We start from the raw sequence: 26522 nt of genomic DNA, 5'->3' as shown, positions 1-26522 counted from the left end.
TGTTTTACAGAAAAATTGGCACAACTGATAGTGTGAAAAAGAAAGAGTTTGAAATAGAAGAAAAATTTGAGGAAGTTGATATCAAGTTAGACTAGGATGAGGATGACGAAGAAGGACTGCAAAATATGTTTTCTAAGCTGTGGGAAATGTACGGGGAAGAACCAATTGAGTTATAAATTCACATACGAAAAACACCTTGTTTCTTTAGTAACAAGGCGCTTTTTCTTAATACTATGTTTAAATTGTTATTTTTCCGCTTAATTTATTGATACCACTTTTCTAACAATTCCTTCTCCCTCTCACCTGAAATACCTGCTTTTAATTCCCTATCTTCCATTTCCTTCATCCACACATACACATCTGTAACAGTATCTTCTAATCTTCTAAAAGTAAGCCCTGCTTTCACAGCACTCTCGATACTAATAGAAAATCCACCTTTCCACGGCTTCGTTTCACCTTCTAATGAAAAAGTTTCGGGAAGCCATAAAGGCATCTCTGTCCAAGGCTGCACTTTATGTTCATTCATAAACGATTCCTCGACCCAAACGAATTCAGCATCACTATTCGTAACCTTTTTACACGTATTTAATAGCCCTTCCATCGTCAATTCATAATTTGGACCTGTAACATTGAATATACCTGCTTTATTGTTTTCTGCCATGTTTAGTCCCCAGTTTGCAACGTCTTTTATATCAACTATCTGCACTGGACGGTCTTTTCTTCCTGGAACTAACACTTTACCTCCTTTTGCTACACGCTGAATCCAGTATGGAAGTCGATCTGTATAATCAAACATTCCTGAAAGAAGTCCTGCTCTTACGTGTAAAACACGCCCTGGCCAATATTTCTCTGCTTCTTTTTCGCATAATACTTTCAGCGCACCATAATGCTCATAAGGAGATATTTCACCATTTTCTACAGCCTTTATTTGCTCAGCCGTCGGTTCAGGTTGTAATATATAGTCTTCTTTTATATGATGCGGAATCCAATCTTTATATACGGAAAGGCTTGAGATGAATATATAGTGTTCAATATTATCTTTAAGCACTTCTCCAACATTTCTAATGTGATGCGGAGAAAACCCACATGTATCCACGACAACATCCCATTTTCGATTTTCTAAACTTGATACATCATTATTTCTGTCACCGAATAACTTCTCTACTTCGGGAAAAATTTCTTTATTTGTTCCGCGATTAAATAACATGACTTCATGCCCTCTCTGTAAAGCCTCTTCTACGAAGGCTCTTCCTAAAAATCGTGTACCACCTAGAATTAATATCTTCATAGTTCTCCCCCATTCGTAATTGAAAATCCTTTCTTTTGTTAAACGATTTTTTGTTGTGAAAAGTTACGGGGTTGGTCTAACTTTTTCTACAAGTTCAACATATGTAATTTCCATTTCATATATAATTAAAATATCGGATATTTGATTAATCACTTATACATACTTAGGTAGGTGAAAAATATTAATAGAAACTTAATTTATCATTCAACATTATGTATTTATCTTCTCACATCGCTTATTTATATCTTCTTACTGAACATAGAAAATGGTCGTAACTATTTAGGATTTACGATGGTTGTTCCACTTTTAGCTGTTATTTTATATCAAAGATTATTTAAAAAACAAAAATTAGTTCACACATTTGGATTTTCACGTCCCAATATAAAAACACTAATTTTCTCTATATTATTGCCACTCCTTCTAGGGCTATGTCTGCATTTCTATTTTTATATTTATAATATAAAGTTCTTATTTCATCATTGGAATGAATTAGGATTTCTCTTGCTCGCTGGTCTTACAATTGGGTCTTTATCTGCATTATTAGAAGAAATTATATGGCGAGGGAATTTTCATTTCTATTTACGAAAAAAATATACATTCATGCAAACTGCTATTATTATAGCTTCAATTTGGTCTTCATGGCATTTACCCGTAGCAATCTTTTATAAAAATTATGAGTTTTACCTTGTAGGAATATTAAGTTATCTTTCTTTATTATTTATATTATCTATAATTTTGACGTACACGAGAGAATATGGTGGTTCTGTAATATCACCCGCTATTTTACATGGTATGTTTAATGTATTTTATTTAACAGATGGAGTAGAAACAAAATGGGATATTAGCCTAATGGAATTAATTAAATTTATCTTGCTGGTAATTGTGTTTGGCATGATGTATCTAATACATCGAAAAGTTAAAAAATAGTTAAAAGGACCTAAACAAATTATAAAGCACTTCAACACCTTGCAATTATTCAATAATCGTATAGGTGTTGAAGTTTTCTAACTATAGTTGAACAACTTTGTTCTCACAACACTTATTTCAATTATGGAGAATATAACAAGTTTAACTAAACCTTTCATTCTTATTTTTATATAAATAACCATATTAATCTTTTAAATAAGGAAGTATGCACTCTTTAATTAACTTCCATCTATCCTCTGCATTCGGTATAACCTCAGAAGCAATCACCACCATCAATTCCTTCTCTGGAATACAACAAATCACATTCCCACCATCGCCCATTGCACAGTATGAAAAGATTCCATCCTCTTCTCTTAACCACCATAAGTAACCATATTGATTTTGGTTCATTTCTGTCGATTCTTTTATCCATGATTTTAATAGTATTTGTTTTCCATTATGAATACCTTCATTCAAATACATCTGTGCAAACTTCGCCATATCTCTAACCGTTAACGTTAGTCCCCAGCCGCCCGTCGAAATACCGTTTGGATCGTGAACCCATCCCTTTACAGCTTTTCCGAATAAGTCATCAAATCCAAATGCTTTCATATTGTAGTTTGAGATTTCGCTCATGCCGAGTGGTTGAAATAAGTATTCATTCGCAAACTCACGGGCACTTTTTCCTGTTACACTCGTAATAATCGCTGATAGTACATGTGCTCCTGCAGATGAATATTTAAAAGATCCAATTTCTCCGCCGTTTCCTATCCTATTTAACGTATATTGTATCCAATCTTGTTGTGTACATAGTTCTTCTAACGGTTCCTGCCAGTCTACGAATGGATGTGGAGCTGTCATCGTTAGAAGATGGCTTACTGTTACTTCAGATGAATTAACGTTATATTCCGGGAAAAATTCTATTACTCTTTGATCAACGCTTTTTATATAGCCCTTATCTATACATATCCCAATTAGCGCAGAGATTATCGTTTTTGTGACTGACGCTATGTGAAATGCATCATCTGGACCGTAACCGTTATAATATTTTTCAAAAATAACATTACCTTTCTGCACTACTAACATACCATTCATATTTTCATATTCTTCTTTTATAATCTGATCTAACTTTTCAGCAGTTTTCATTATTCCTTCCCCTTTAACCTATAATTAAAAAGGTTCGATAGGTACATATATATCAACTAAATGTTTATGCTTTGGATGCTGCTTTGGATCATTTCTATATACTTCAAAAGGATACGAGTCTCTCGGTTTATATCCGCTATTTGGCAGCCATTCACCGTATAAGAAATCCCATGCTCCTTTATATTCATCTTGGAATATTTCAAAATGTCCTACTGCATATTTTCCAGAAGGTATTACCATTATTCCAACGTCGTTCGTTTCTACTGTGGATTCATCTGAAATTGTTACACATAGACTTGTTCTTAAATGATAGTCCTCAGTAAATTCATGATGATCGTGGTAAATGGTTAATACTTTCGTATCATCAAATACATGATAGTTTTGTTTAGCTGCGTAATGAAATAATTTCTCTATCATTTTTGGAAAAGCTATAGTTAACTCTCCATATGTACCGATATCTCTTGTGTATGCAACGTTTATATCATCCGCTGTTACAATTTCAACATTCCCTCGAACCTTCTTACATTCATTGTATTGAGAAATTCCTCTTACGTCTTTGCAATTCTTGCTATTGTGATTTCGATATTGAGACGGACTAACTCCGTAATAATTTTTAAATGTACGGGAGAAAACTGCTGAATCTGTGAAACCAAAATGGTAAGCGATATCCGTAATCGTCATATCCAATCGATATGTAAGAAGGTTTGTTGCCCTTTCTAACTTCAATCGATTTACATATCGTGATAACGGCTCGTCTATTATTCCTTTAAAAATTCGATGAAAATGAAACTTTGAAAATCCTGCTACCTCGGCTAGCTCTTCAATAGATAGTGAACTATTTATGTTTGACTCTATATAATCTTGAACTGTATGTATGCGTCTTACATACTCATTTCTGCTTTGTTTATTTTCCATACTAATACCTCCTCACAACAAAAAGGCTAACTTCACGCTAGCCTACTTTTACACATGTTTCAAAAATAAAACTCTACTACCGCCATTCCCATCATAATTTGTATGTACCGATACACCTTCTATCTCATCATCTCCAGCTTCAATTTGAAAGCCAATCTCCCTATGAAACTGTATCGATTTTTTATTAACCGGTGACGTGATTGCTTTTATAACTTTACGGTTATTTGCACGTGCGACATCAAAGAAATACGAATACAATGTCGATGCAATTCCTCTTCTTCTATACTTCGGATTGACACCGATAAAATGAACGTACGCTTCCTCTTTATGCGTTTGTGAGAAGAATCCGCATAAGAAACCTAACGTTTCTCCCTCTTCTTCAATAATAAAACTCGTTTCTTGAAAGTGAATGAAGAACAATTTTGGCAACATGGCAGCCATGTCTCTCCCGCCCCACCAATCATTTAAAACAGAATGAATCTTTACATAATCTTCCCCTTGGATGTTTCTTACTCGCATATGTTTCTCCCTCTCACTCACTTCATTTTTTCATAAATTTTAATGACTGTTTCTACTAATAGGATGAATACCCATATCCCGCAAAATACGAGAACTGACTGAAATATAGAACCTAGCATAACAATACTTATTAAACCTAATTCTGATCCTGAAATGGACATTTCATCAAACCCCAGGTTATGTATAAATGGACCAGTTGAAAAAGCCATTAAAATAGATCCTATTAAATAAATCACACTCATTATTTTTAATATTTTTATAGAAAGATACGAAGTTTGTTTTTCTTCCACTTGTGATAATTCGATTTCTCCACTCGCAATTCCTTTTTGCAAACAGTCCTCACATAGAAATTCTTCCTTAATTTTTTTACCACCGTGCAATGTACCTGTAATTTCTTTACAGCGCGAACACTTTCGATTTATCATTTTGTTATCACTCCAATCTCGTAAGATTATACTTATACAATTCTATTTTTACCTTATTATTCCTTTTGTGTATTTTATAGAGAGGTGACGTGTTTTATGATATCTAAACTTATTTTTGGTTATAAAAAGCCTACTGAGCAATATGTATTACGGCCTAGTTGTTATGCAATTATTTTTAACTCAACTTCTTCAAACATTGCTATTATCCAAAAAGGAGACCGTTATTTTTTACCTGGTGGCGGTATGGAAGGTACCGAAACAAAAGATGAATGCTTACATCGTGAACTACTAGAGGAATTAGGATGGGCAATTGAAATTAATCAATATATCGGTAATGCAATGCGATATTTTTATGCGGAAAAAGAAGATACTTATTATTTAAACGATGGGTTCTTTTATATTGCGAACATGGTGCAGACACAAACTGAAAACTGTGAGGAAGATCATGTTTTGCGGTGGATGTCTCCTTTACTTGCTGTAGAGCTTCTCATTCATGATCATCAAAAATGGGCTGTTGAACAAGCGCTTTTATTACAAAAACCAAAAGGATCTCCTTCTATATGAAAGAGATCCTTTTTATTGTTAACTTACTTTTTTCAAATTGAGAGCTGGCTTTTGAATTCCACCCTTTTTTACAACATATAAGCCGATAAAGATTATAAGTCCGCCAACGAGTTGCATCATGTTGATTTGCTCTCCGATAGTTACTGCCGCGAAGATAACTGCGAACAATGGTACAAGATACATATAAACCATTACTTTCGTTGAGCCTATTTTACTAATACCGACATACCACATTGCAAGTCCGAAGATTGTCGCGAAGACGATTGAATATGCTAGAGACCCCCAGCTTGGCATGTCTACTGGCCACGTTAATGTATTTACGTTGAATAAACAATATACAACGAGAGGTACAATTCCAATTAAAGTTGACCAAGATGTGACTCTCATTGCGGAATATTTTGTTATAAGAGGTTGCGCTAATATTGGATACCATCCCCACGCAATCGCTGCGACTAATCCAATTATGTTTCCGAGCCACGCATATTCGTAAGTAGTTCCTCCTGTATGTCCTGTTAATAAAACGAATGCTGCACCAATAAACGCTACTATTGAACCAATTTGTACCTTCATCGAAAAACGTTCTTGTTTGTGCAATACTGCTAATATCCCTGTAAAAATAGGTGACATCGCAATTAATAATGAGGCGTTCGTTGCTGAAGTATATTTCACAGATAGCATAAACATCGTTTGATACATTGTCGTACCAACGATACCGACTGCTACTAATCGTAACCAATCTTTTCTTTCAATACGTAATGAGCGTTCCATTATAAAAGTAATAAGTAATAATACCGGTGATGCTACTAAAAATCGTAAACTATTAAATTGAATGGATGACATAAATGCCACTCCATACTTTCCTATTGTATAATTTGCTCCCCATACTAATGCAACTGATACTAGGAGCCATTCCATTTGCCATCGTTTCATCCGAATCTCCCCTTCCCTATTTAGCATAGTAAAATTGGCTGGATATAACACCGTCCAATTGGCTGTTTTTTTACCCAGCCAATTTGCTATACTGGATGTATATAAGAGATACGGAGGCGTTTTTTATGGAATGGAAGCTAGATAGTGACAGTAAAATCCCTATTTATCAGCAAGTTGTTGACTTTATTGAAAAACGTATTACATATGGAGAACTTCCTCCAGGAAGCTTCCTCCCTTCAGAACGGAAATTAGCTACGCAGTTAAATGTAAACAGAAGTACAGTAACGACTGCTTATAATGAACTACGTGCTATGGGAATTGTAGAAAGTACGACTGGTAAAGGTACACGTGTGAGTACACATATGTGGGGCGTTTCTCCAACATTAACGCCGAACTGGAGAAATTTCGTAGAAGGTGGTACTTTTTTACCAAACTTACCACTACTTCGCCATATTCGGGCAGAAGTACAACAAAATGAAAATATTATAGATTTCGCTAATGGAGAACTCGGTTGTAATCTTTATCCTCATGATCAACTACAAGCGATTTTACGTGAACAACCGTTAACGCATTCATTAAGTTACGATCATCCGCAAGGCTATCTTCCGCTAAGACAAGCGGTCGTAAAATATATGAAGGAATATTTAAAAGTTGAGGCGACTGAACAATCCATTATGATTACATCTGGCGCACAGCAAGCACTTCACCTTATCGTGCAATGTTTATTAAATCCAGGTGATGCTGTTGCTTTCGAAAGTCCTTCACACTGTTATTCCTTGCCGTTATTCCAATCAGCAGGTATTCGTATTTTCCCGTTACCTGTCGATGAACATGGTATTAATCCAGACGATGTACAAGAGCTATACAGAAAGCACCGCATTAAAATGATTTTTTTAAATCCAAATTTCCAAAACCCGACGGGGACGATGCTTCATCCAAACCGTAGAAAAAAACTATTATCACTTTGCGCAGATTTACGAATTGCAATCGTTGAAGATGATCCATCTAGTTTGCTGACGCTAGAAAAGAAACAACCTTGTCCTACTTTGAAATCAATAGATGAAAACGGAACTGTCATTTATGTACATTCTTTATCAAAAATGATTGCGCCAGGATTACGAGTCGGTTGGCTTGTCGCCCCGCAGTCTGTCGTAGAGCGATTGTCAGACGCACGGCATCAAATGGAATTAGGAATGAGTATTTTCCCGCAGTGGCTTATGCAGCAATTTTTCGAAACCGTACCATTTCAGTCTCATATCGTACCGTTACGAAAACAATTAGCAGAAAAAAGAGACGTTATCGTTCGTGCCCTAAACGAGCAACTTCATGATAAAATCTCTTTTTCAAACCCTACTGGTGGTATATACATTTGGGGGAAATTAAAAGAACCTATAAACGAAAAACAACTCATTATGCAAAGTTTAAAACAAAAAATTGCTTTTATGCCAAGTAGTATTTTCGGTGCGAAAGATGGTTATATACGTTTATCTTATGGAAAAGTGGATATTGATCAAATTGCGGAAGGTATTTCTCGTTTACGCGAGGCTATTTTGGTATGTGAAAATAACTTTAAATAAAGCTTTCTCGTTTGACAAAACCTAAATCTACCATTATTATCAACTCGAACCTATTTATAGGAGTGATAAAATGAAGATTTACGTTGATGCAGATGCTTGTCCTGTAAAAGATGTGATTATTTTTGAGGCTACGAATGTGGAAATTCCTGTTACCCTCGTTACTAGTTTTTCACATTATTCTAATGCAGAACAGCCAAAAGGTGTCGAAACAATTTATGTTGATTCTGGAGCAGATGCTGCAGATTACCGAATTATGCAGTTAGCAAAAAAAGAAGATTTAATCGTAACACAAGATTACGGTCTTGCTTCGCTCGCTTTAGCAAAAGGCTGTATCGTTCTTCATCATAAAGGGTACAAGTATACGAATGATAACATTGAACAATTGTTACAAACACGATATTTAAGTGCAATGGTTCGAAAAAGTGGTAAACGTACAAAGGGACCGAAACCATTTACAGCAGAAGATAAAGAGAAATTTAGAGCACTCTTTAAAAGTATGATCTCACTTTAAAAATGAATCGTCTATTTGCTAGGAAAACTTCGCAAAACAAAGAAGAGAATATCGTAATGAACATTCTCTTCTTGAGGTTTACCCGTTTAAAATGAAGGTAAATTATCTAAGTTATTTTCCTTTATACCATCCGGTTCACTACGTATAATATCTCTGCCATACTTATGAAATACGTCCACATGAGCTAACTTCCCTGATTTTGCTTCATTAAGAGCAGTCATATAATCTAACTCTCTCCCGCTACTTGTTTTAAACGCTATTAAATCTCCATCATCATTTTTACGAACGGCAACAATTTGTTCTGCTCCTGAAGTAACTTCCTGAGCTATTTCAAATTGAGCTTGCTCTTCTCCTTGATGTAAATAATCATTATACACTTTTTCAAAGTCTTTTTTGTCCATTAAACTCACCTCCAACACATTTTATTAGTATGGTTGGGATGTAGTGGTTTTATGTACTTTTCTCTTAGAAAAACTTATTTTTAATACCTACGCAACCCCTTCAAAGTCTCCAATATATCATCTGTAAATGCTGTACTACCCTCTGTCTCTAAAACTCTAAAATATAAACTTCTTAAGAAAGCTCTAATATTTTGTACTAAAATAGCATGCTGCGGATGTCGGATGTCTTCAACAGTTGCTATACTATGTAACCAGTTGCTCCACTCTTCTTCAGTTAAAAGATTTTGGTTACGTAACGACATAATTGGCGCTACTAATCTCTCATCCTCAAAGTGAATGTATACGTAGTCATGTAAGCGTACCTTCTGACGAACGGCAGCTAGTATTGCATATGAGAACTCACGATTTTGGATTGTACGCGCTAAAGCATCAAGCGCATCTGCTGCATGTGCAGTAGAGTGTGCCCAGCCTTTTCCTTCTACGTAGCCTCTTACATCTTCTTCTAAATATACATATTCCAGCACTTGTTCTGCCACACTGTACAGTTGTTCTTCAGATAACAGTGGTTCTCTTTCATGAACAGATAAAATAAGTGGCGGAATTAATACGGAGAACGCACGTTTAAATACAGAGTCTGTTCCCTTTTCACCAATTTTATAAAATAAATAATCAGGACTAATCGCTTGTAACATTAATCCTCGTAACTCTTTTTGTCTAAATACATCATTTGTAATCCATGTGTGATGCGTACTATAAATTAAATCATCACGTAATTCAGCATCAGGTGATCCGATATAATCTAACATCCACTGCGCATATGGATATGCATCCACATCTTCTGGTACAGCATAATTATTATTTTTAATTTGTAGTAGTTCTTCTTTTAATTCTAGTACTTCATTCATTAAATTTCCTGTCCCCTTTTTGCGTTTTTTATTGTCTTATCCCCTTTTATTTGCTTCATAAAATTAATTTAATTATAACAATAAATAAAAGGCTATACATATATTTCTGATTATGTATTACGCTCTTTCATGAAATATAACTTCTGGATTTTCTAAATCACTATTCTGAAATACAACATCCGCACACTCTATCGGATTATGCTCATCTATATACATCTTACAGGCCGCATGATATCTGGTTAAAAACATTTTCTCTGCTTCTTCATAACTTCCAAAAGCCTCCGTCTCACGCTTTGCGCCACGTTTTCTCGCAATCTCAAAATCTGTATCTACAAAGATTTTGTAATCAAATAAATGCTCAACTTCTTTTTTCAATAGAAACGTTCCATCTACTATTAATATCATATTTTGCGTGGCCACTAGTGGCTCATTATGTACAGGCGTATCCGTTTTTAAATTATGAGAACTCGTTTCATATTGTAAATTCCCGTTTGGTCCTAAAGGCTTTAATAACCTTTCTTTGAAAGCTGTATAATCGTGTGCATCTTCGTAATACCCTCTTGCAGATTCTTTACCTTGTGCATAGCGAATCACTCTTGAATTATGAAAATCGTCGATGCTAGCGCATGTTACTGGTAACCCTCGTTTTTTTATTTCTTCCGCTAGTTCATTTGCAATTGTTGTTTTTCCTGAAGCTATAATACCACTTACTCCAACTCTTGTTGGATGAGTTAAGTTTAATTTTAAAATATGATCTACAATTTCTTTCATGCGTTGTATTCGGTTCATGATATTTCCTCCTACAATCAGTTTACATAACATAATTACAGGTAACATTTCATATCATTATTTGTCGGTAAGTCGATATCCTATTTCGAATCGTTGATATATCGAAAAAATCGTTGATATATTATGATTGGCTTACTTCCCCTTAAACCCTCGATACAATGCAGTCCGTAACTCTTGTTTGTATTCCTCGATTTCGGGCATTTCTAGTTCTTCAGCTAACCGAATGGCCAATTCAATATCATACGGTACACGTACGAGTTGAATAGAAAAGCTCGCTGCTTCTTTTTCATTGTAAGTTCCTTCAAATATTAAATAGGACGCTTGTGTAATTTCAAGAGGATTACCTACACTACCAGCATTACATAACGTTTTCCCTCTGAAATTTTGAACGAACGCTTGGTGAACGTCACCGTAGCAAACGACATCGGGTTTTCTTTCCCCTTCTATATTCTCTGTGAGCTCACTATTTTCGAACATACTAATATGCTCTTCTCTTGAGGCATGTGGTTGAATTCTTTCATATAAACTTCTCGGTGAAGCGTGGAACATACGAATGAGTTTGCCGCTCATAAAAAATTCGATTGAAAATGGTAAGCTTCTTAAATAATCATTTTGTTCTTCCGATAGTTGTTTTTGATGCCATTTTAACGCCTCAAATTCAGTCGGCTTTGTAATAAAATCATCCCAGTTCCCCATTACAACTCCATTACATTCTTTACGAATGATTTCAATCACTTCACTGGAATGTGGACCTTTCCCGACTAAATCTCCAAGACAAATGATGCGCTCGATTCCTCTTAATTTAATATCATTTAACACGGATTCTAATGCTTGAATATTACCGTGAATATCTGAAATTACTGCTATTTTATCCATATAAATTACTCCTTTATTTATTAAATTCACTTGATTGATACCATTTTGGAATATAAGATGAAAAATGATTATGATCTTCTAAAATTCCATTTAATCTTTCCTTCATCTCATCTACTAAATGCGGCGTACTTCGATTCGTCCAAACGATATCCGCTGGGAATGTCATCGCGGCGTACAATGTATACAGTTTCCAAAAATGAAGCGATGGTTCGCCTCCGCAATAACCGTGAACTTGTCCAACCGCAAATGATTTACTTATTCTTGTAGTAAAAATCGCTACGTTATAAAAATCGTGTATTGGATCGCCAAAATCATATCCACCAAAATCAATAACGATAAACTCCTTATTATGAATCATACTATTTGCTGGATGGAAGTCATCATGTAAAAATCTTATTGGACGATTTTTCAATAAATCTTTATGATTTTCTACAAAGGTTATTACTGGCTTCAAATCCAGAAAATTCACCTCGTAATCTGCTAGTGCCTCTATGTATCTCTCGTATTTATTCCATCTAGATGTTTCCCATTTATTACTTGCACTTTCTCTTTCAATTGAGTGAATTCTCTTTAATACTTCCCCTGCTTTTCTTCCTGCATTATACTGTTCTTCCACCGTTAGCTTCGTTAAACCTTCTTCACCATTTATACCTCGGGTCCATTCAAATACCTGAACACATTTATTTAATTTCTCAAGTATTATGAAATGAATTAACTTGGGCGTTGGAATATGTAATGACTCTAATTGTTGTATATACGTATATTCTTCTTGTTTACGTTCAAAATGAACAGCATCACATATTTTTACAAAATAAGTTTCTTGATTCTTTAATTCAATTTTATACTTCTCTTCATGTGAAAACCCTTTTGAAATAGCTGTACACTTTGCAATACGAGGCCATTCTAGTTTTCTCTCTATCTCTCTAAGGATTTCTTCCACAACATTCACCTCTATTAATATATGTACAAACTACCTAGCACTTCATGCTCTCGTTTATTTCCACCTGTAAACTCTACTGCAAATGGATTTTCGCCATTCTTATTCAAATGTTCTAGCACTAGCCCTTCTTCAATCGGTTCACAAAACTGTACATGAATATCTCCAAACACTACACTTTGACACTCAGCATTCCATTTTTCATTTTTCACAACTGAGCTTGTAGATAGTCCCATTACTTTTTTCCATTTCCGCACCGTTTCTCGAACGTTTTTCACTGCGTAATGGATCGTTTCAATTTGTTGTACTTTGTTTTTATGTTCCGTAATCGTTCCAATGTTACGTAAATCGTTTCTTCTTTCTTCGTCCGTTTCATTCCACTGTATAAAGAAAGGTAATTTCGGTCCGTTCTCTTCTTGCTTAACAAATAACATTTTCCATTCTAAAAGCCGGCCATCTTTTCTCATGCGTTTCCCTTCAAATGGCCCTATCGTATGTAAGCCGTGCTTCTTAAAGTTAACTGCTAGCTCCTCAATTGCATCTGTTCGGATCGCGATTTGTAGCATTCCTTCTCCATTTTGTAGTTTCACCACTGTTTCTTGTACTAATGGATTTTCTGCTTCTTTCGCTTTTTCTTCATGTTGAACTGCTAAAAATTCTATATATGATAAATCAAAATAACTTAAACTATTCCAAGTACCCCAATTCGTATGCTCTCCGCCTAATACAGTATGAAATCCAAGTTCCTGCATTTGTTTTGCCGCTTCCTCCGGTGTACCATGAACTGTGTGAACGAGATGATCAAATCGTAACATGTCTTTCTCCCCTTTCTCTCCATCCTTTTATTGTATATTTTATTTTTCTTTCATTCAATTCAAAAACTTTAAAACCTAGTTGATTTATACGATTAATATGTATTATAATGAAACAAATTTAATTATTGCTGATTGGAAAAACCAAAGGCACTTTTCTCATACGGGAAAAGTGTCTTTTTCATTTATTATTACAGGGGGATTATTTATGCAGAAATTAATTGTCTTTGCTATTATTGGATTTTTCGCTCAATTGATCGATGGAGCACTTGGAATGGCGTATGGGGTAACGTCTACTTCACTATTATTAATGTTTGGTATTGCACCGGCTGTAGCTTCCGCATCGGTTCATTTAGCTGAAGTGGTTACAACTGCAGCTTCTGGCGCATCTCATATCAAATTTGGAAACGTTGATAAATATACAGTTTCCAGGCTTACATTACCTGGGGCAATCGGCGCATTTGTTGGGGCATGTTTTTTAAGTAATTTGCCTGGCGATGTGATCAAACCGTACATTTCCATATTTTTATTCACTTTAGGGGTTTATATTTTATTACGATTCATCATTCAAAAACAAATTGTCACTTCAAATAAGCGTATGTCTGCAAAACAACTTGTGCCGCTTGGTTTATTCGCTGGATTCGTTGATTCAACTGGTGGCGGTGGTTGGGGGCCGATTACGACACCCGTTCTTCTAGCAAGAGGAAATGAAGCTAGAAAAGTTATTGGATCTGTAGATACGAGTGAATTTCCTGTTTCACTCGCTGCAACAATTGGCTTCTTCATCTCACTTGGCTGGGAACAAGTAAGCTGGGTTTGGGTATTTGCGTTAATGCTTGGCGGTATTGTCGCAGCTCCAATTGCTGCATGGTTAGTTCGTATCGTTCCAGCACATTTACTTGGGGTATTAGTTGGCGGTCTTATTATCTTTACGAATATACGTACACTGCTTACTACATTTAAAGTGGATCCAACTATTATTTCACTTTCTTATGTTACAGTTGGTCTTGTCGTTATTATTTCTATTTTCATTGCTGTTCGAAATCATTCCAATCGTCCTAACGCATCAACGGCTGAGTATCCAAATGATCAGAAGCAAATGCTACCATAACTATAAGAAATACCGCCCAATTTAGAGCGGTATTTTTTATTTTTCTATTTTCCAATTAATCATCGTTTCTGTAGCATTTACTCTCTTCATATGTAACTTTTCTAAAACACGAATCGAACTATAATTATCTAGAAGTGTCTCTGCAATTATTGTTTCTACCTCTCCTGTTTTGAAACCCCAATCGATTAGTTCTTTTACAGCTTCTGTTGCATAGCCCTGATTCCAATATTTCTCAATGAATCCATAGCCAATTTCTACTGTTTGATCCTCGTTTGGTTTCCCTTTAAACCCAATATCACCTAAAACGGTATCATCTTCTTTCCGAAGAACATACCACGCCCCCCATGGTAATAAAGCCGCATCTTGTTTTACATTCTCTACATGCCCTACAATATGCGGACCGCTATTATATCCTTGCTCGTTAGCGACTTGAATACTCTCTTCTGTACACGGCACTATATAGAGCCTTTCTGTTTCTAATTTCATTTTGATTTCCCCTTTTTGCTTAAACGTTACTCTAATTATAACAAATAATAAAACTTTATCATAAATGTCGAATTATATTTTTCTGAATTTTCTTTTAATTTAGAGGGTTTTTCAATATTTTTTGCGAAACATTTGTATAACAATTTTTTCTTTGCTTATTGCTACATAATAGTAGGTTCGGGTGGAGTTTTGCAAGCGTTTCCTATACAATAACCGATATTTTTTGACTTTTCCTAACAAAATATCTTGCAATATATTCAGAAAGTCATTACAATTGCCATATATTAAAAATCTTAGCAATATATAAATCCTCATCAATCCGATGAGGTAGAGGTTGCGACTTTTAATAGTAAAACGGACGAGACACAGAGAATGTCAGCTGACTCCGTTTGAAAGGAAAAGTTGCCGAAGTTTATATTTCTTCTCTGGAAATATGAGCTGGGGCTGTCTCCGAAAGGAACAGAACTGTCACGTTTACAAAATTACCGTGTAAACGTGGGGTGCTATCTTAACGGAAGGGTATGATGGGGTGGTTATTTGTGAAACGTTCCGCCAAATTCCTTTGGCGGTTTTTTGTATTTTTCTCCCCCGCTCCTTCCTAACCTACAAGAAAAGGAGTGTTGAACATGAATAGCGCAACAAATCAATCTACCTCTAAAACGCAAACTACACAAGGACAAGGTGAATTAAAACGCGGATTAAAATCTCGTCACCTTACGATGATTTCTCTCGGTGGTACAATTGGTACCGGACTATTTCTTGCCAGCGGTGGTGTCATCCATACAGCTGGACCTGGTGGCGCATTAATTGCATACGCCGCAATTGGAATTATGGTTTATTTTTTAATGACAAGCTTAGCTGAACTTGCAGCTTACATGCCTGTTACTGGATCTTTTAGCACGTATGCAACAAAATTTGTTGATCCATCACTTGGCTTTGCACTTGGATGGAACTATTGGTATAACTGGGCAATTACGATTGCTGCTGAACTTGCAGCCGTAACATTAATTATGAAATTTTGGTTCCCAGATACCCCTTCTCTTATTTGGAGCGGATTATGCTTAGCTATTATTTTCCTTTTAAACTATTTATCTGTTAAAGGGTTTGGTGAATCTGAATATTGGTTCGCACTTATTAAAGTAGTTACGATTATTATCTTTTTAATTGTTGGTTTCATGATGATTTTCGGCATTATGGGCGGTGAAACGGTTGGATTTAAAAACTTCACTGTTGCAGATGCACCATTTAACGGCGGTATCATGGCAATTATCGGTGTGTTTATGGCAGCTGGTTTCTCATTCCAAGGTACTGAACTATTAGGAGTAGCTGCTGGTGAAACGTCTGATCCAGAACGTAATATCCCAAAAGCAATTCGTTCAATCTTTTGGCGTATTCTTTTATTCTATATCCTTGCGATTCTCGTTATCGGTTTATTAATTCCTTATACAACTGAAAGCCTTGCTGCAAGTGATGTTACAGTAAGTCCGTTTACACTTATTTTTGAAAAAGCGGGCGTTGCCTTTGCTGCTTCTGTTATGAACGCTGTTATTTTAACTGCTGTACTATCTGCTGGTAACTCTGGTATGTATGCATCAACTCGTATGCTTTGGGATTTAGCACGCCAAGGAAAAGCACCAAAGTTTCTTGGTAAATTAGATAGCCGCGGTGTACCTGTTAACGCGTTAATCATAACGTCAATTGTTGGTAGTATTGCTTTCATTGCTTCTTTATTCGGTGACGGTGTTGTATACATTTGGTTATTAAACGCATCTGGAATGTCTGGTTTTATCGCATGGGTTGGAATTGCAATTAGTCATTACCGTTTCCGTAAAGCATATATCGCACAAGGAAAAGATTTAAATGACTTACCATATAGAGCAAAATGGTTCCCATTCGGTCCAATCTTCGCATTTACACTTTGTATCATCGTAATTTTAGGACAAAACTACGGCGCATTTATGGGTGAAGCAATTGATTGGAACGGTGTACTCGTTTCTTACATCGGTTTACCACTCTTCTTAGTACTATGGTTAGGTTATAAATTTACGAAAAAAACAAAAGTGATTCCACTTGATAAATGTGAACTAAAATAAAGTGAAACGAGCAAACAAATTTGTTTGCTCGTTTTTTGTTGCAAACCTCTTTACTTCCCTATTGCTCCTGTTTTTGCAATAATAAAGGAAATATAAATAAAGGTTGGGATACAATGAACATTCGCATTACTGATGAAGCGAAAGCAGCTATACATAGATTAGAACTTGAAGATAAAAAGATCGTTCGCATTAGAGGAACAATGACGAACTCTTGTAGTATTTTCGTTGATGTCGATTTAATTTGGGATACATATAACGCAGATGATGTTGTATATGAAGATGCAGAGCTTATCGTACAAATGGATTCATTCACGAAAGACTACACTGGTGATACGGTGAAACTTGATTATAAGACGACAGGTTTTAGTATTACGACTCCGAGTGAGACTTTGGTTTATGGATTGTCGATTAAAAAATAAAAATTGTTTTCATTTGACCACCGAGGTGAAAAAATGGGTAAATATGTTCCGTTAAAATTTTTATTTAATGAAGAATTAGCAGAAAAAATAGCTGATTCTATTTGTAAACACGATCCTTGTTTCTCTAAAAGCATCTTTGTAGATTCTGTAGCTTGTAAAGTTGAAAATTTAGAGTTAAAACAGCGTATTGAAGTAATTGCAGATGAATTACACAATGCTTTACAAAAAGATTTTAATGCCGCAATACATATATTACTGAAAACATTAGGACCAGAAAATACAACAGAAGTAGGCACATTTACAAATGGATATATGTACATGCCTGTTGCAAAATACGTTGAAAAATATGGGCTTAACGATTTTAAAATCTCGTTTAATGCAATGTATGAAATAACGAAAAGGAATACTGCTGAATATGCCATTCGGCCCTTTCTTGAAACATACCATGAAGATACACTAAACATATTACAACAGTGGATTCATGACGAAAACAGCCACAATAGGAGATTAGTTTCTGAAGGTACAAGACCAAGGCTTCCTTGGGCTAAAAAAATAGGAGCTCTAAAAGGTGATTTTAAGTACAATTTACAACTTCTTGAACCATTAATGAATGACCCTTCTAAATATGTTCAAAAATCTGTAGCCAATCATATTAACGATATTACGAAAGAAGATAAAGAACTCGTTTTTCAGTGGTTACAGCAATTACGTGATAAACAGCATCCTATTAATCTTTGGATTATAAAACATGGGTTACGAACGGTGATTAAAAATGGTTCTTTACCAAAAGATTTTTGTTTTTGAGTATATTAAACAAAAACGCTATCTTTTCCTATGATTCTAGAAAAAGAATAGCGTTTTTTTACTCGTCCAGTATTTAGTAGGTATAACTTTTTATATTTCAAAAGACTTTTCTCTCTAAAAATATTTTTCATACAAATTTTCACATTCTAAAAAATCTATAAATTTCTTATAATGTGTCACTGTTCTTTCTAAAGCAATCATTAAAACAAAAATAAAATAAATTGCTTGGATTCCATTCATATAATTAAAGAGTGATTCAAATATATATACAATACTTGCAATCATAGAACAAAACCATAAATAAAACTTCATTTTCAGCTTTTTAATTTTTTGCTTAGTTGTCTTACAATACTGGCCATGAACTCTTATAAACAAATAAATTGCTGTATGTAAAATAATAATTGAAAATTGAAAACTTCGATTATCCTCCGAACTAAATTCAGAAAAATCTATTTCTAATGAATGTAATACTATCCAAATAGAAAATAAAGATAGCAGAAATACATATAAAAAACCAATTAATAATTCAAAAATAAAGAGCCAAGGTTTATTTATGATTGAGTAAAATGGATTTAGATATTTTATGGTTAATAAAAATTTTCTCACTAAATCAGTAATAATAATTGATGTATTAGTTATATTCATATAGAAAAGTAATGTTATTGGAACTAATAACATTATAGTGATGCCCCAAACAGTAATCTTAATGCCTGATAAAAAGAAAACAGCTCCATAAATTATAACTGAAAAAATAAAAGTTGATACTGGAACAAACATTAAAAATGTAAAAGTTCTTATTATGATTAAATCCCCTAAAAAATCTTTTATTATGGAAACGTGTATTTTTTCCTCCTTGTATTTTTTCACAGTATCAACTATTTCTTTCTCAGATAAAAGAAAACACTTCAATCTATTAAACATAAAAAAACCCCTTTATATTAAAAAGATTAAAATATATACCAAACTGTTATTAAAATTTCATAAAAATAATTGTAAATTTTGTATAAGCATTTTTTTCACTTTCAACTGTAATTAAGGCGTGATGTGCCTCTATAATAGCTTTGACAAGTGCCCATCCAATTCCGGTCGATCCGTGCTTTTTAGAACTACTTGATTTATAGAATCGTTCAAAAATATGAGGTAATTCTTCAGCTGAAATTCCCTCTCCAAAGTCTTGGATTACTAGTTCTGTATAGATTGGAGAATTTTTGGCCTGAATCATTATTTTACCACCGGGTTTAGAATGTTCGATTGCATTCTTCAACAGGTTTAACAAAGCTTCCTGCATCCATAATTTGTCGTGAATAACGACTATTTCTCTTGGTGCATTCCAATCAATCAAAATATTTTTATCACTTATCATGCTTTGCAAGCGATTTAGTACTTCCTCAGTCGTATCTACTAAATTCCCTGGCTCTTTATCAAACGAAATCGCTTTTGCATCAATTTTTGCTACTTTTAACAAATTCTGAATTAAGACATTCATTCTAGAAATCTGAATATCATTATTTTGTAGTAATTGAGCTTGTTGCTCTCGGGATAGTTTCTCATTTAACAACATTTCATTATAGATAGAAATAGTTGAAAGCGGCGTTTTTAACTGATGAGATATATCCTGCAACATTTCTCCTAAAAACCGTTTCTCTTCAAGCAAATCATGCATATTTTTTCTAATGATATCCCTCATTGAACGAAATGAAATCGCCAGTTTCGCGAAATCCCCCTCTTTATTTTCATTGATGACAACCGAGTAATCTCCCTCGATTATCTTTTTTGCAGCTCTAGTAAGCTGGCTAATCTTATTGAAAATAATTTTTTGTTGCATGTAGTTTGCAACAAAAAGTAAAAATCCAAAAGCAATCAATCCCCACATCATAAATTGATTGTGATTAATAATTAGATTATTTAAGTGAGGAAAAAATTTTGAATCCAAGTCTTCATATAATCCATATTGCTTTAGGATCTCTGTCCCTTTTTCCTGATATTTACTTGAGTGAGACGAATGACTTGATAAGACTTTCATAATTTCCGCTTCATTTTCTGGATTCTGCTCTACCAACCTAGCTGTAATTTCCCCCCATGTTGCAATAGAGTCTCTTTTCAAATGATCATAAAATAATTGTTGAATAATAAATTGGTAAATCACAAATATAGATAAAAGGACGGCTAGTATCGTCATATAGCTTTTTAACTCGGTATTTTTCATTATCTTGCTCACCCAATCACGTCCTTGCTCCAACGATAACCATATCCTCTTTCGGTAACGATAAACTGTGGTTTTTGAGGATTGTCTTCAACTTTAGCTCTTAAACGCTTTATGTATACAGATAACGTGTTTTCATCAAAAAAAACATTTTCTCCTTCTGTTATTTGTTGTAGGAGTTCATCTCTTTTTAATGCTTTGTGAGAATTCTTCATGAAATTCAATAGCAGCTTGTATTCTAAATTCGTCAATGTAATACTTTCACAATTTTTATAAACCTTGACTAGGTTCGTATCGATTCTTATATTCTCAGATCTTAAAATTTGAGATGGCGTTTCTAGCGACGCTTGTTTACGCAATTGTACTTTCACTCTGGCCATGAGTTCCCTAACCCGAAAAGGTTTGGTTATATAATCATCACCGCCTATATCCAGCCCCATTACCACATTTGCTTCTTCATCTAGTGCAGTTAAGAAAATAATAATCGAATTCTCGTTTTTCTTTTTAAAATACAAACATAAGTCATAACCATTACCATCTGGTAGGCCGATATCAAGGATGGACAAATCAAATGTATTGTGAACAAACTGGTGTTTAGCTTCTTTTACACTGGACGCTCTAATCACCTCATAACCTTCATTTCTCAATGAAAATTCGATGGCTATGCCAAGAGCTTCATCATCTTCAACTAGTAATATTTTTTTATTCAAGTATGCCCTCTCCTTTTTTCCCCTAGCTTATACTCCAATTACAATAGCCTGGCTATAATCTAGCCAGGCTTATAATATTATTGTTCTCTGATATTATCAATAATATTATCTTGTTGAATTTTTTTCAATGGATTTAAGACTGATAAATAACTAATTATTAAAGCTGAAACAAACGTAATGATACAAGCCTCATAGGGAATCGTCCATGTCATTTTCAACATATCAGATATAGCTAAATATATAATATAAGACAATATACAGCCAAAAAAGATTCCTTGTAAACTTCCAGAAAAACCGTAAATCAAAGCTTCATAGGTAATCATTTTTTTCAAATCCTTTTGTGACATACCAATGGATTTCAAAGCGGCCAATTCTTTTCGTCTAGTCATGATACTTATAGTTATAGTATTGAGGATATTAACGCTACTAATTAAAGAAATGACTGTGATGAAACCATATGCAAGCACTTGTAAAGTAAGTTTTTCTTCTTTTTTTGTTTTATTTTCTTGATAATTATTTACGATTGTAATGGAATAGCTTTTTCCAATCGTGTTTTCTATTTCCTTTACTGTCGCGGAAGATTGAGTTACATCCTTTAATTTAGTTTCAAAGCTATTCTCCTTTTTTTCGTATACTTTAGATATATTTTCAAGTGATTTCAATTGATGCAAAACTTGTTCACTTTCAGCTAAATGATCTGGATTATTATCCACTATCTTAATTGTAATATCCGATTTAACAGATAACTTATCAAAAGATTTAGATGCAAATGCAACACTCATTAAATACGAGAAAGTAATAAATAACACACTACTTATAATAATTGATAAGATTGTAATGGTATAGCGATTTTTATTTCGCTTAACATTTTTCATAGCCATGCTCAAAGGAATAGATAAAGGTTTTTTCACCATGGAATTCTTTTGTTTTTTGATTTGTTCCTTTTTAATTGACAACCTGCTACTAATTGCTAACAAAGGGGAGATTTTCCCTGCAAAATAAGCTGGGTACAAGCTTGACGCTATTACAGAAAGCAAGGTAATAATCGAACTGATTAGTAAAATATTCCAATCAACATAGAATATCGAGACCGCTTTACTATTTTCCATTAAAAGTGAAAAAGTGAACTGAAGAGAGGTAAGCGCTATTAGGCTGCATATAATTCCAATAGGTATAGCGATAACAGCTAGAAAAGTAGCTTCTCTCAGCACGATTTGTCTAATTTGTTTTCGTGTTGCACCAATGCTTCTCAACAAGCCAAACTGCCTCGTTCGTTCTACGACACTGATTTGAAAAGCGTTGTAAATCACAACAATTGTCGCTATCACAACAATGCTGATTGTAATAATTAGCGTAGCCATAATCGAATTATTGTAACCTGGTTTCTCTAATTGAATTAATTCATTACTTATATTAATATTATTTTCTCCGGAAATGGTCTTGAGTCCCTCTAAAACCTCATTAAAGTTTGCTTTTGAGCTAATTCCAACTAATATTTTTCCTTCACCAGCGCTAAACTTACTCTTATAGGTTAGTAACCGTCCCACCTTATTTTCCTGTGTATATGTACTATCACTTAGAAAACCAACCAATTTGTATTTTTTTTCATTTAATTCGAATGAATCACCTATTTGAATATTTTCTTTTATATAAGGTAATACCCAGGGATCAACAGCAACTTCTTGATCATTAGATGGCAATCTGCCCTTAATAATACTGTATTTTAAAAATTCCAAGGCGTTATCATCAGCAAAATTCATTTGTACAGCAGCCTCTCCAACTTGGACTGTTTCTCCCTGTGACATTAAACCAAATGATTCAATTTGCGGGTTATATTTAATTTTTTTCAATATCGATTCATCGTAATTTAATACAACGGCATGAAAAGAATACCCTTGCCTCTTTTTCGTATTCTCGATTTGAGAAATCTGAGTACCGTTCATAAATAGGCCGATTGTAGAAATTAACGATACAGAGAGTACGATTCCTATCAAAGTTAAAATTGTTCGTTTCTTATTTCCCTTTAAGTATCTCCTGCTTAATTGTTTATAATTACCAATCAAGATTAGTTTCCTCCCGTCTTAGGCTTATTCGTGGATAGCCACTGATCGGAAATGATTTGGCCATCTTCAATTGTAATAATACGGTCAGAAGTTGATGCAATTTTTAAATCGTGAGTAATCAATACAATAGTTTGATTATATTTTTTTGCTGTCAATCTTAATAAATCCATGACTTCTTTTGTATTTTGAGTATCCAGATTTCCTGTAGGTTCATCAGCTAAGATTAAATGTGGGCGATTTATAAGTGCCCTCCCAATCGAAACCCGTTGTTGCTGACCTCCTGATAATTCAGATGGTAAATGATTTCGTCTTTCATGAAGTCCCAGAATTTCAATAATTTCGTCCATATAAGGATTATCTACAGGTTCATTATCTAGTAAAGTGGGCAAAGCTATATTCTCTTGCACATTCAATACAGGAATTAAATTAAAGAACTGAAATATAAAACCAACTTTTCTTCTTCTAAATATCGAAAGTTCATTATCTAAATAATTATAAATATTGTTCTCTCCGATAAATACTTGTCCTGAACTCGGACGGTCCAACCCTCCCAAAATATGTAACAATGTACTTTTACCTGAGCCAGAAGCTCCTACGATTGATACAAATTCCCCTTGCTGTATAGAAAGATTTATGCCCTTCAAAGCATCTACCCTACTATTTCCTTCACCATAACTTTTGACTACATTTTCTATTCTTACGATTTCCATTTATATCACCTTCTTATCATTTTAAGTTAGTCTTGTACCTCTACAAAGTTTATTTTATACTGATTATTCGATGAGACCTTATCAATCTGTTGTAAAACTTTATCTACTTCTTGTTTGTTTTTATAATCAAAATCACGTTTTTTAAATTGAATTAATTTCATTATTGACTCTAATTCAGAAATTGCATTATAGTCTTGGTCTTTTAGAATAACAAGGTTCATTGGGGCATACCCAATCCAAATTTGCTGTTTAACATACTGGGCAGATACCATCTTACCGTTCAAATTCAACTGGTTATTTTCAAAATTATCAACCGTTGAATTATCACCCACATAAGAAAATAATAGATTCTGATCACTAGATACTTTATTTTTATCTTTCACCCTCTCAGAAATAATAGATGCTAAATTTGGATCTTTTCTAGCTCTTAGAAGTCCCTTATTAAATAATTTTACCGCGGTAGAACTATTAATAACTGCATATTCTGTAGTGTTGATTTCAAATTCTTCATTTGTATCATTTTGTTTCTTATCTTCTTCTGATAATGGAATCCTTTTTGTTGTTGTGACGTACTTTACCTTATAGTCTATTGATTGTTTAGTGTCATCTTTAAACTCTTGTTTAACTTTTTCTACGTCAGTTGCAGTACCACTAACTAGAATCCCATCGACTGGTTGTCCTGGACCTTGCACATAACGTTTTACTCCTAATCCTATTCCTATAAAAATAGCAATAACAACCGTATAACTTATAATTTTTTTCATTAGAATACTCCTTTAGTAAATGATTTATATCTGGATTATAGATGAGTTTTTTTCATAAGTTAATGACTTCTATCTAACTATGTGACTTCTAATCTTACAATTTTGTAAGATTAGTATTCCTCATGCTCAACAAGCTAAATTTATATAATAATAATCTTATACGTTATTATTCTCTTTTTTTATTGAAACGGGTCGAATCACAGGCAATAACCCGACCTATAATGATTAATGTTACAGATAATAACTTAAGGCCCGTCTTATATATAATCTAAATCTTTAAAATAAACAAAGGATATTACTCCTAATACAGCACCAACTATCCCTAGCATCAAACCCTTATACTTTTGTATAAACATCTTATTCCTCTTTTCGTACAAATAAATTATTCCATATATAACAATACTAAATTATAGAATGTTTTCAAAGAATTAAAACGTTTTTATATTCAGTTTATATGTCTACTTCTTTTCTTATCCCATAGATAAGTAAATCCAAAGGGATACAAAAACGTCACTTCTTTTATAAACAGTACGACTTTATTGTTACTTAATAGTAGTGAGAAATATCACATATTTCATAAAAGGGCTGGGCGGAAATTTAAGTTTACTAAATACCTTTTCTAAAGTTTGAGTGCACCCTTTTTCTGTACACTCCATCCAATCTTTCATTAAACAACTACCTTCTCCCATAATTTTAAAGGATTTCCACTCGGTTATCCCGAACATATAAATTACCATTCTCACAAGGAGCGAATTTATATGAATCTATTCGAACACGAAACGTAAAACCGTTCCCCTTTCATAAGAGGTCCTCCTTTTTTCTTTTCTCACCATATCATTTACTTACAAAATAGGAGGATACAATTATGAAACGTGATCCATTATTTTTAACTTTATTAGAAAGTGCTAATACAAATTTTAGCGGTTGGGATTTTTCTTTCATTTCAGAAACGGGGCGAATGAAGAGCGAGCCTTTATCGTGGTCATATGGCAGTACAGCTTTCCAGCTTATGCAGCATGCAGAATCAATGCTCGATATGGGGACTGGCGGCGGAGAGTTTTTATCTATGTTACAACCGTTCTCGTCAACTATTTATGCTACTGAGGGCTACGCTCCAAACGTGCCAATTGCTCGAAAGAAATTAGAGCCTTTAGGGGTTACTGTTGTAGAGGTGAACGATGATACTGCATTGCCATTTCAAGATGGTCAGTTTAATCTCATCCTAAACCAACATGAATCATATGCTGCTTCTGAAGTAAAAAGAATTCTTTCTCCAAATGGAACATTTCTTACACAACAAGTTGGCAGTCTGGATTGCGCGGAACTTAATGACCAATTTGACACACCACTAAATAGTGAATTTGCAAGTTGGTCGCTTGAAGCGGCATGTAATGAACTACAGGAAAACGGATTTACTATCTTAGAAGCAAAAGAAGAATTCCCTTTCCAACGATTTTATGATATTGGCGCTATCGTCTATTATTTAAAAGCAATTCCATGGCAAATTTCTGATTTTACTGTCAAAAGGTATTATGAGGAATTATATCGTATACATGAAATCATCTTACAAAAAGATTATTTTGATGTGAAGCAACATCGATTTATGATTAAGGCGATTCGTGACTAACGGAAAAGAGGTGGCAAAGCCACCTCCTTTT

At 34.2% G+C, this 26522-nt stretch carries 28 protein-coding genes and 1 riboswitch; of the genes, 9 read left to right on the top strand and 19 right to left on the bottom strand.

From position 1 onward, the window contains the following. Positions 1-262: 262 nt before the first annotated feature. Positions 263-1288 carry an SDR family oxidoreductase gene (locus ACQRBL_RS15165; protein ID WP_411995939.1) on the bottom strand — a complete coding sequence of 342 codons (1026 nt, stop codon included), beginning with the start codon at positions 1286-1288 and terminating at the stop codon, positions 263-265. 171 nt (positions 1289-1459) lie between these two features. On the opposite strand from ACQRBL_RS15165, the gene ACQRBL_RS15160 reads away from it, so the two are divergent. Then, on the top strand, positions 1460-2215 hold the full coding sequence (locus ACQRBL_RS15160) for a CPBP family intramembrane glutamic endopeptidase (protein WP_097920779.1): 756 nt from the start codon (positions 1460-1462) through the stop codon (positions 2213-2215). A 183-nt stretch (positions 2216-2398) separates the two neighbouring features. Here ACQRBL_RS15160 and ACQRBL_RS15155 read toward each other — a convergent pair whose 3' ends face one another. The 4 genes from ACQRBL_RS15155 to ACQRBL_RS15140 are packed head-to-tail and all read right to left on the bottom strand — an operon-like array spanning position 2399 to position 5199. Then, the gene (locus ACQRBL_RS15155; RefSeq protein ID WP_411995940.1) at positions 2399-3340 is read right to left on the bottom strand and encodes a serine hydrolase domain-containing protein; all 942 of its coding nucleotides are present in this window, start codon (positions 3338-3340) and stop codon (positions 2399-2401) included. A gap of 24 nt (positions 3341-3364) precedes the next feature. Next, positions 3365-4255, bottom strand: coding sequence for an AraC family transcriptional regulator (locus ACQRBL_RS15150; RefSeq protein WP_411995941.1), 891 nt, complete (start codon positions 4253-4255; stop codon positions 3365-3367). A gap of 48 nt (positions 4256-4303) precedes the next feature. Further along, a complete protein-coding gene (locus ACQRBL_RS15145) occupies positions 4304-4774 on the bottom strand; it encodes a GNAT family N-acetyltransferase (RefSeq protein ID WP_029442687.1) in 471 nt (156 codons plus the stop codon). Between the two features lie 17 nt (positions 4775-4791). After that, a complete protein-coding gene (locus ACQRBL_RS15140) occupies positions 4792-5199 on the bottom strand; it encodes a DUF3980 domain-containing protein (protein WP_000610492.1) in 408 nt (135 codons plus the stop codon). A 96-nt stretch (positions 5200-5295) separates the two neighbouring features. Here ACQRBL_RS15140 and ACQRBL_RS15135 point away from each other — a divergent pair, with 96 nt between their 5' ends. Continuing rightward, the gene (locus tag ACQRBL_RS15135) at positions 5296-5763 is read left to right on the top strand and encodes an NUDIX hydrolase (RefSeq protein ID WP_000623966.1); all 468 of its coding nucleotides are present in this window, start codon (positions 5296-5298) and stop codon (positions 5761-5763) included. An 18-nt stretch (positions 5764-5781) separates the two neighbouring features. Here ACQRBL_RS15135 and ACQRBL_RS15130 read toward each other — a convergent pair whose 3' ends face one another. Further along, positions 5782-6693, bottom strand: a complete 912-nt coding sequence (locus ACQRBL_RS15130) for a DMT family transporter (protein WP_023522331.1) — start codon at positions 6691-6693, stop codon at positions 5782-5784. A gap of 125 nt (positions 6694-6818) precedes the next feature. Between ACQRBL_RS15130 and ACQRBL_RS15125 the strand changes: the two genes are divergently transcribed. Beyond that, positions 6819-8270, top strand: a complete 1452-nt coding sequence (locus tag ACQRBL_RS15125; RefSeq protein WP_411995942.1) for a PLP-dependent aminotransferase family protein — start codon at positions 6819-6821, stop codon at positions 8268-8270. 70 nt (positions 8271-8340) lie between these two features. Further along, on the top strand, positions 8341-8781 hold the full coding sequence (locus tag ACQRBL_RS15120) for a YaiI/YqxD family protein (RefSeq protein ID WP_000708772.1): 441 nt from the start codon (positions 8341-8343) through the stop codon (positions 8779-8781). An 86-nt stretch (positions 8782-8867) separates the two neighbouring features. Here the strand turns inward: ACQRBL_RS15120 and ACQRBL_RS15115 are convergent, their stop codons facing one another. The 6 genes from ACQRBL_RS15115 to ACQRBL_RS15090 form a co-directional block, all read right to left on the bottom strand. After that, entirely contained in the window at positions 8868-9182 is a 315-nt protein-coding gene (locus ACQRBL_RS15115; RefSeq protein ID WP_000358159.1) for a DUF3892 domain-containing protein, read from the bottom strand. Between the two features lie 80 nt (positions 9183-9262). After that, complete coding sequence (locus tag ACQRBL_RS15110; protein ID WP_411995943.1) at positions 9263-10087, bottom strand: DUF2785 domain-containing protein; 825 nt, start codon at positions 10085-10087, stop codon at positions 9263-9265. Positions 10088-10204: 117 nt separating this feature from the next. Then, positions 10205-10876 carry an AAA family ATPase gene (locus ACQRBL_RS15105; RefSeq protein WP_411995944.1) on the bottom strand — a complete coding sequence of 224 codons (672 nt, stop codon included), beginning with the start codon at positions 10874-10876 and terminating at the stop codon, positions 10205-10207. Between the two features lie 132 nt (positions 10877-11008). Beyond that, positions 11009-11752 carry a metallophosphoesterase family protein gene (locus ACQRBL_RS15100; protein ID WP_097987384.1) on the bottom strand — a complete coding sequence of 248 codons (744 nt, stop codon included), beginning with the start codon at positions 11750-11752 and terminating at the stop codon, positions 11009-11011. A 13-nt stretch (positions 11753-11765) separates the two neighbouring features. After that, positions 11766-12692: an aminoglycoside phosphotransferase family protein gene (locus tag ACQRBL_RS15095; RefSeq protein WP_078993846.1), complete on the bottom strand. Its 927-nt coding sequence runs from the start codon at positions 12690-12692 to the stop codon at positions 11766-11768. A 14-nt stretch (positions 12693-12706) separates the two neighbouring features. Next, positions 12707-13504 carry a VOC family protein gene (locus ACQRBL_RS15090; RefSeq protein ID WP_023522338.1) on the bottom strand — a complete coding sequence of 266 codons (798 nt, stop codon included), beginning with the start codon at positions 13502-13504 and terminating at the stop codon, positions 12707-12709. A 205-nt stretch (positions 13505-13709) separates the two neighbouring features. Between ACQRBL_RS15090 and ACQRBL_RS15085 the strand changes: the two genes are divergently transcribed. Continuing rightward, a complete protein-coding gene (locus ACQRBL_RS15085; protein WP_023522339.1) occupies positions 13710-14612 on the top strand; it encodes a sulfite exporter TauE/SafE family protein in 903 nt (300 codons plus the stop codon). 36 nt (positions 14613-14648) lie between these two features. Here the strand turns inward: ACQRBL_RS15085 and ACQRBL_RS15080 are convergent, their stop codons facing one another. Beyond that, positions 14649-15098 (bottom strand): GNAT family N-acetyltransferase, encoded by a 450-nt coding sequence (locus ACQRBL_RS15080; protein ID WP_023522340.1) that lies wholly within the window; start codon positions 15096-15098, stop codon positions 14649-14651. A 320-nt stretch (positions 15099-15418) separates the two neighbouring features. Beyond that, positions 15419-15612, top strand: a riboswitch (Lysine riboswitch). 112 nt (positions 15613-15724) lie between these two features. Between ACQRBL_RS15080 and ACQRBL_RS15075 the strand changes: the two genes are divergently transcribed. The 3 genes from ACQRBL_RS15075 to ACQRBL_RS15065 all read left to right on the top strand — a co-directional run bounded on the left by ACQRBL_RS15075 (position 15725) and on the right by ACQRBL_RS15065 (position 18414). Continuing rightward, on the top strand, positions 15725-17191 hold the full coding sequence (locus ACQRBL_RS15075) for an amino acid permease (RefSeq protein ID WP_411995945.1): 1467 nt from the start codon (positions 15725-15727) through the stop codon (positions 17189-17191). 113 nt (positions 17192-17304) lie between these two features. Continuing rightward, positions 17305-17610, top strand: coding sequence for an iron-sulfur cluster biosynthesis family protein (locus ACQRBL_RS15070; RefSeq protein ID WP_001026167.1), 306 nt, complete (start codon positions 17305-17307; stop codon positions 17608-17610). Positions 17611-17643: 33 nt separating this feature from the next. Then, complete coding sequence (locus ACQRBL_RS15065) at positions 17644-18414, top strand: DNA alkylation repair protein (RefSeq protein ID WP_411995946.1); 771 nt, start codon at positions 17644-17646, stop codon at positions 18412-18414. 114 nt (positions 18415-18528) lie between these two features. Here the strand turns inward: ACQRBL_RS15065 and ACQRBL_RS15060 are convergent, their stop codons facing one another. From ACQRBL_RS15060 to ACQRBL_RS15035, 6 genes are all read right to left on the bottom strand, one after another. Then, the gene (locus tag ACQRBL_RS15060; RefSeq protein ID WP_053564107.1) at positions 18529-19335 is read right to left on the bottom strand and encodes a hypothetical protein; all 807 of its coding nucleotides are present in this window, start codon (positions 19333-19335) and stop codon (positions 18529-18531) included. Between the two features lie 49 nt (positions 19336-19384). Beyond that, the gene (locus tag ACQRBL_RS15055) at positions 19385-20620 is read right to left on the bottom strand and encodes a HAMP domain-containing sensor histidine kinase (protein WP_411995981.1); all 1236 of its coding nucleotides are present in this window, start codon (positions 20618-20620) and stop codon (positions 19385-19387) included. An 8-nt stretch (positions 20621-20628) separates the two neighbouring features. Then, complete coding sequence (locus ACQRBL_RS15050) at positions 20629-21327, bottom strand: response regulator transcription factor (protein WP_001035094.1); 699 nt, start codon at positions 21325-21327, stop codon at positions 20629-20631. Between the two features lie 77 nt (positions 21328-21404). Continuing rightward, positions 21405-23390: an ABC transporter permease gene (locus ACQRBL_RS15045; protein WP_411995947.1), complete on the bottom strand. Its 1986-nt coding sequence runs from the start codon at positions 23388-23390 to the stop codon at positions 21405-21407. Positions 23391-23392: 2 nt separating this feature from the next. Then, complete coding sequence (locus ACQRBL_RS15040) at positions 23393-24100, bottom strand: ABC transporter ATP-binding protein (RefSeq protein WP_023522344.1); 708 nt, start codon at positions 24098-24100, stop codon at positions 23393-23395. A 26-nt stretch (positions 24101-24126) separates the two neighbouring features. Then, the gene (locus ACQRBL_RS15035) at positions 24127-24864 is read right to left on the bottom strand and encodes a lipoprotein BA_5634 family protein (protein WP_023522345.1); all 738 of its coding nucleotides are present in this window, start codon (positions 24862-24864) and stop codon (positions 24127-24129) included. Positions 24865-25729: 865 nt separating this feature from the next. Between ACQRBL_RS15035 and ACQRBL_RS15030 the strand changes: the two genes are divergently transcribed. Continuing rightward, a complete protein-coding gene (locus ACQRBL_RS15030) occupies positions 25730-26491 on the top strand; it encodes a class I SAM-dependent methyltransferase (protein ID WP_023522347.1) in 762 nt (253 codons plus the stop codon). Positions 26492-26522: the final 31 nt, after the last annotated feature.

This window comes from Bacillus sp. AF62 (assembly GCF_050312695.1).
GTDB lineage: Bacteria > Bacillota > Bacilli > Bacillales > Bacillaceae_G > Bacillus_A > Bacillus_A cereus.
The sequence above is the reverse complement of the archived record's forward strand: the minus strand, read 5'-3'. Positions and strand labels throughout refer to the sequence as shown.

Excerpts from the sequence above, each read along its gene's own strand:
- ACQRBL_RS15165 (WP_411995939.1), bottom strand. The coding sequence starts at position 1,288 with ATGAAGATATTAATTCTAGGTGGTACACGATTTTTAGGAAGAGCCTTC.
- ACQRBL_RS15155 (WP_411995940.1), bottom strand. The coding sequence starts at position 3,340 with ATGAAAACTGCTGAAAAGTTAGATCAGATTATAAAAGAAGAATATGAA.
- ACQRBL_RS15150 (WP_411995941.1), bottom strand. The coding sequence starts at position 4,255 with ATGGAAAATAAACAAAGCAGAAATGAGTATGTAAGACGCATACATACA.
- ACQRBL_RS15145 (WP_029442687.1), bottom strand. The coding sequence starts at position 4,774 with ATGCGAGTAAGAAACATCCAAGGGGAAGATTATGTAAAGATTCATTCT.
- ACQRBL_RS15140 (WP_000610492.1), bottom strand. The coding sequence starts at position 5,199 with ATGATAAATCGAAAGTGTTCGCGCTGTAAAGAAATTACAGGTACATTG.
- ACQRBL_RS15135 (WP_000623966.1), top strand. The coding sequence starts at position 5,296 with ATGATATCTAAACTTATTTTTGGTTATAAAAAGCCTACTGAGCAATAT.
- ACQRBL_RS15130 (WP_023522331.1), bottom strand. The coding sequence starts at position 6,693 with ATGAAACGATGGCAAATGGAATGGCTCCTAGTATCAGTTGCATTAGTA.
- ACQRBL_RS15125 (WP_411995942.1), top strand. The coding sequence starts at position 6,819 with ATGGAATGGAAGCTAGATAGTGACAGTAAAATCCCTATTTATCAGCAA.
- ACQRBL_RS15120 (WP_000708772.1), top strand. The coding sequence starts at position 8,341 with ATGAAGATTTACGTTGATGCAGATGCTTGTCCTGTAAAAGATGTGATT.
- ACQRBL_RS15115 (WP_000358159.1), bottom strand. The coding sequence starts at position 9,182 with ATGGACAAAAAAGACTTTGAAAAAGTGTATAATGATTATTTACATCAA.
- ACQRBL_RS15110 (WP_411995943.1), bottom strand. The coding sequence starts at position 10,087 with ATGAATGAAGTACTAGAATTAAAAGAAGAACTACTACAAATTAAAAAT.
- ACQRBL_RS15105 (WP_411995944.1), bottom strand. The coding sequence starts at position 10,876 with ATGAACCGAATACAACGCATGAAAGAAATTGTAGATCATATTTTAAAA.
- ACQRBL_RS15100 (WP_097987384.1), bottom strand. The coding sequence starts at position 11,752 with ATGGATAAAATAGCAGTAATTTCAGATATTCACGGTAATATTCAAGCA.
- ACQRBL_RS15090 (WP_023522338.1), bottom strand. The coding sequence starts at position 13,504 with ATGTTACGATTTGATCATCTCGTTCACACAGTTCATGGTACACCGGAG.
- ACQRBL_RS15085 (WP_023522339.1), top strand. The coding sequence starts at position 13,710 with ATGCAGAAATTAATTGTCTTTGCTATTATTGGATTTTTCGCTCAATTG.
- ACQRBL_RS15080 (WP_023522340.1), bottom strand. The coding sequence starts at position 15,098 with ATGAAATTAGAAACAGAAAGGCTCTATATAGTGCCGTGTACAGAAGAG.
- ACQRBL_RS15075 (WP_411995945.1), top strand. The coding sequence starts at position 15,725 with ATGAATAGCGCAACAAATCAATCTACCTCTAAAACGCAAACTACACAA.
- ACQRBL_RS15070 (WP_001026167.1), top strand. The coding sequence starts at position 17,305 with ATGAACATTCGCATTACTGATGAAGCGAAAGCAGCTATACATAGATTA.
- ACQRBL_RS15065 (WP_411995946.1), top strand. The coding sequence starts at position 17,644 with ATGGGTAAATATGTTCCGTTAAAATTTTTATTTAATGAAGAATTAGCA.
- ACQRBL_RS15060 (WP_053564107.1), bottom strand. The coding sequence starts at position 19,335 with ATGTTTAATAGATTGAAGTGTTTTCTTTTATCTGAGAAAGAAATAGTT.
- ACQRBL_RS15055 (WP_411995981.1), bottom strand. The coding sequence starts at position 20,620 with ATGAAAAATACCGAGTTAAAAAGCTATATGACGATACTAGCCGTCCTT.
- ACQRBL_RS15040 (WP_023522344.1), bottom strand. The coding sequence starts at position 24,100 with ATGGAAATCGTAAGAATAGAAAATGTAGTCAAAAGTTATGGTGAAGGA.
- ACQRBL_RS15035 (WP_023522345.1), bottom strand. The coding sequence starts at position 24,864 with ATGAAAAAAATTATAAGTTATACGGTTGTTATTGCTATTTTTATAGGA.
- ACQRBL_RS15030 (WP_023522347.1), top strand. The coding sequence starts at position 25,730 with ATGAAACGTGATCCATTATTTTTAACTTTATTAGAAAGTGCTAATACA.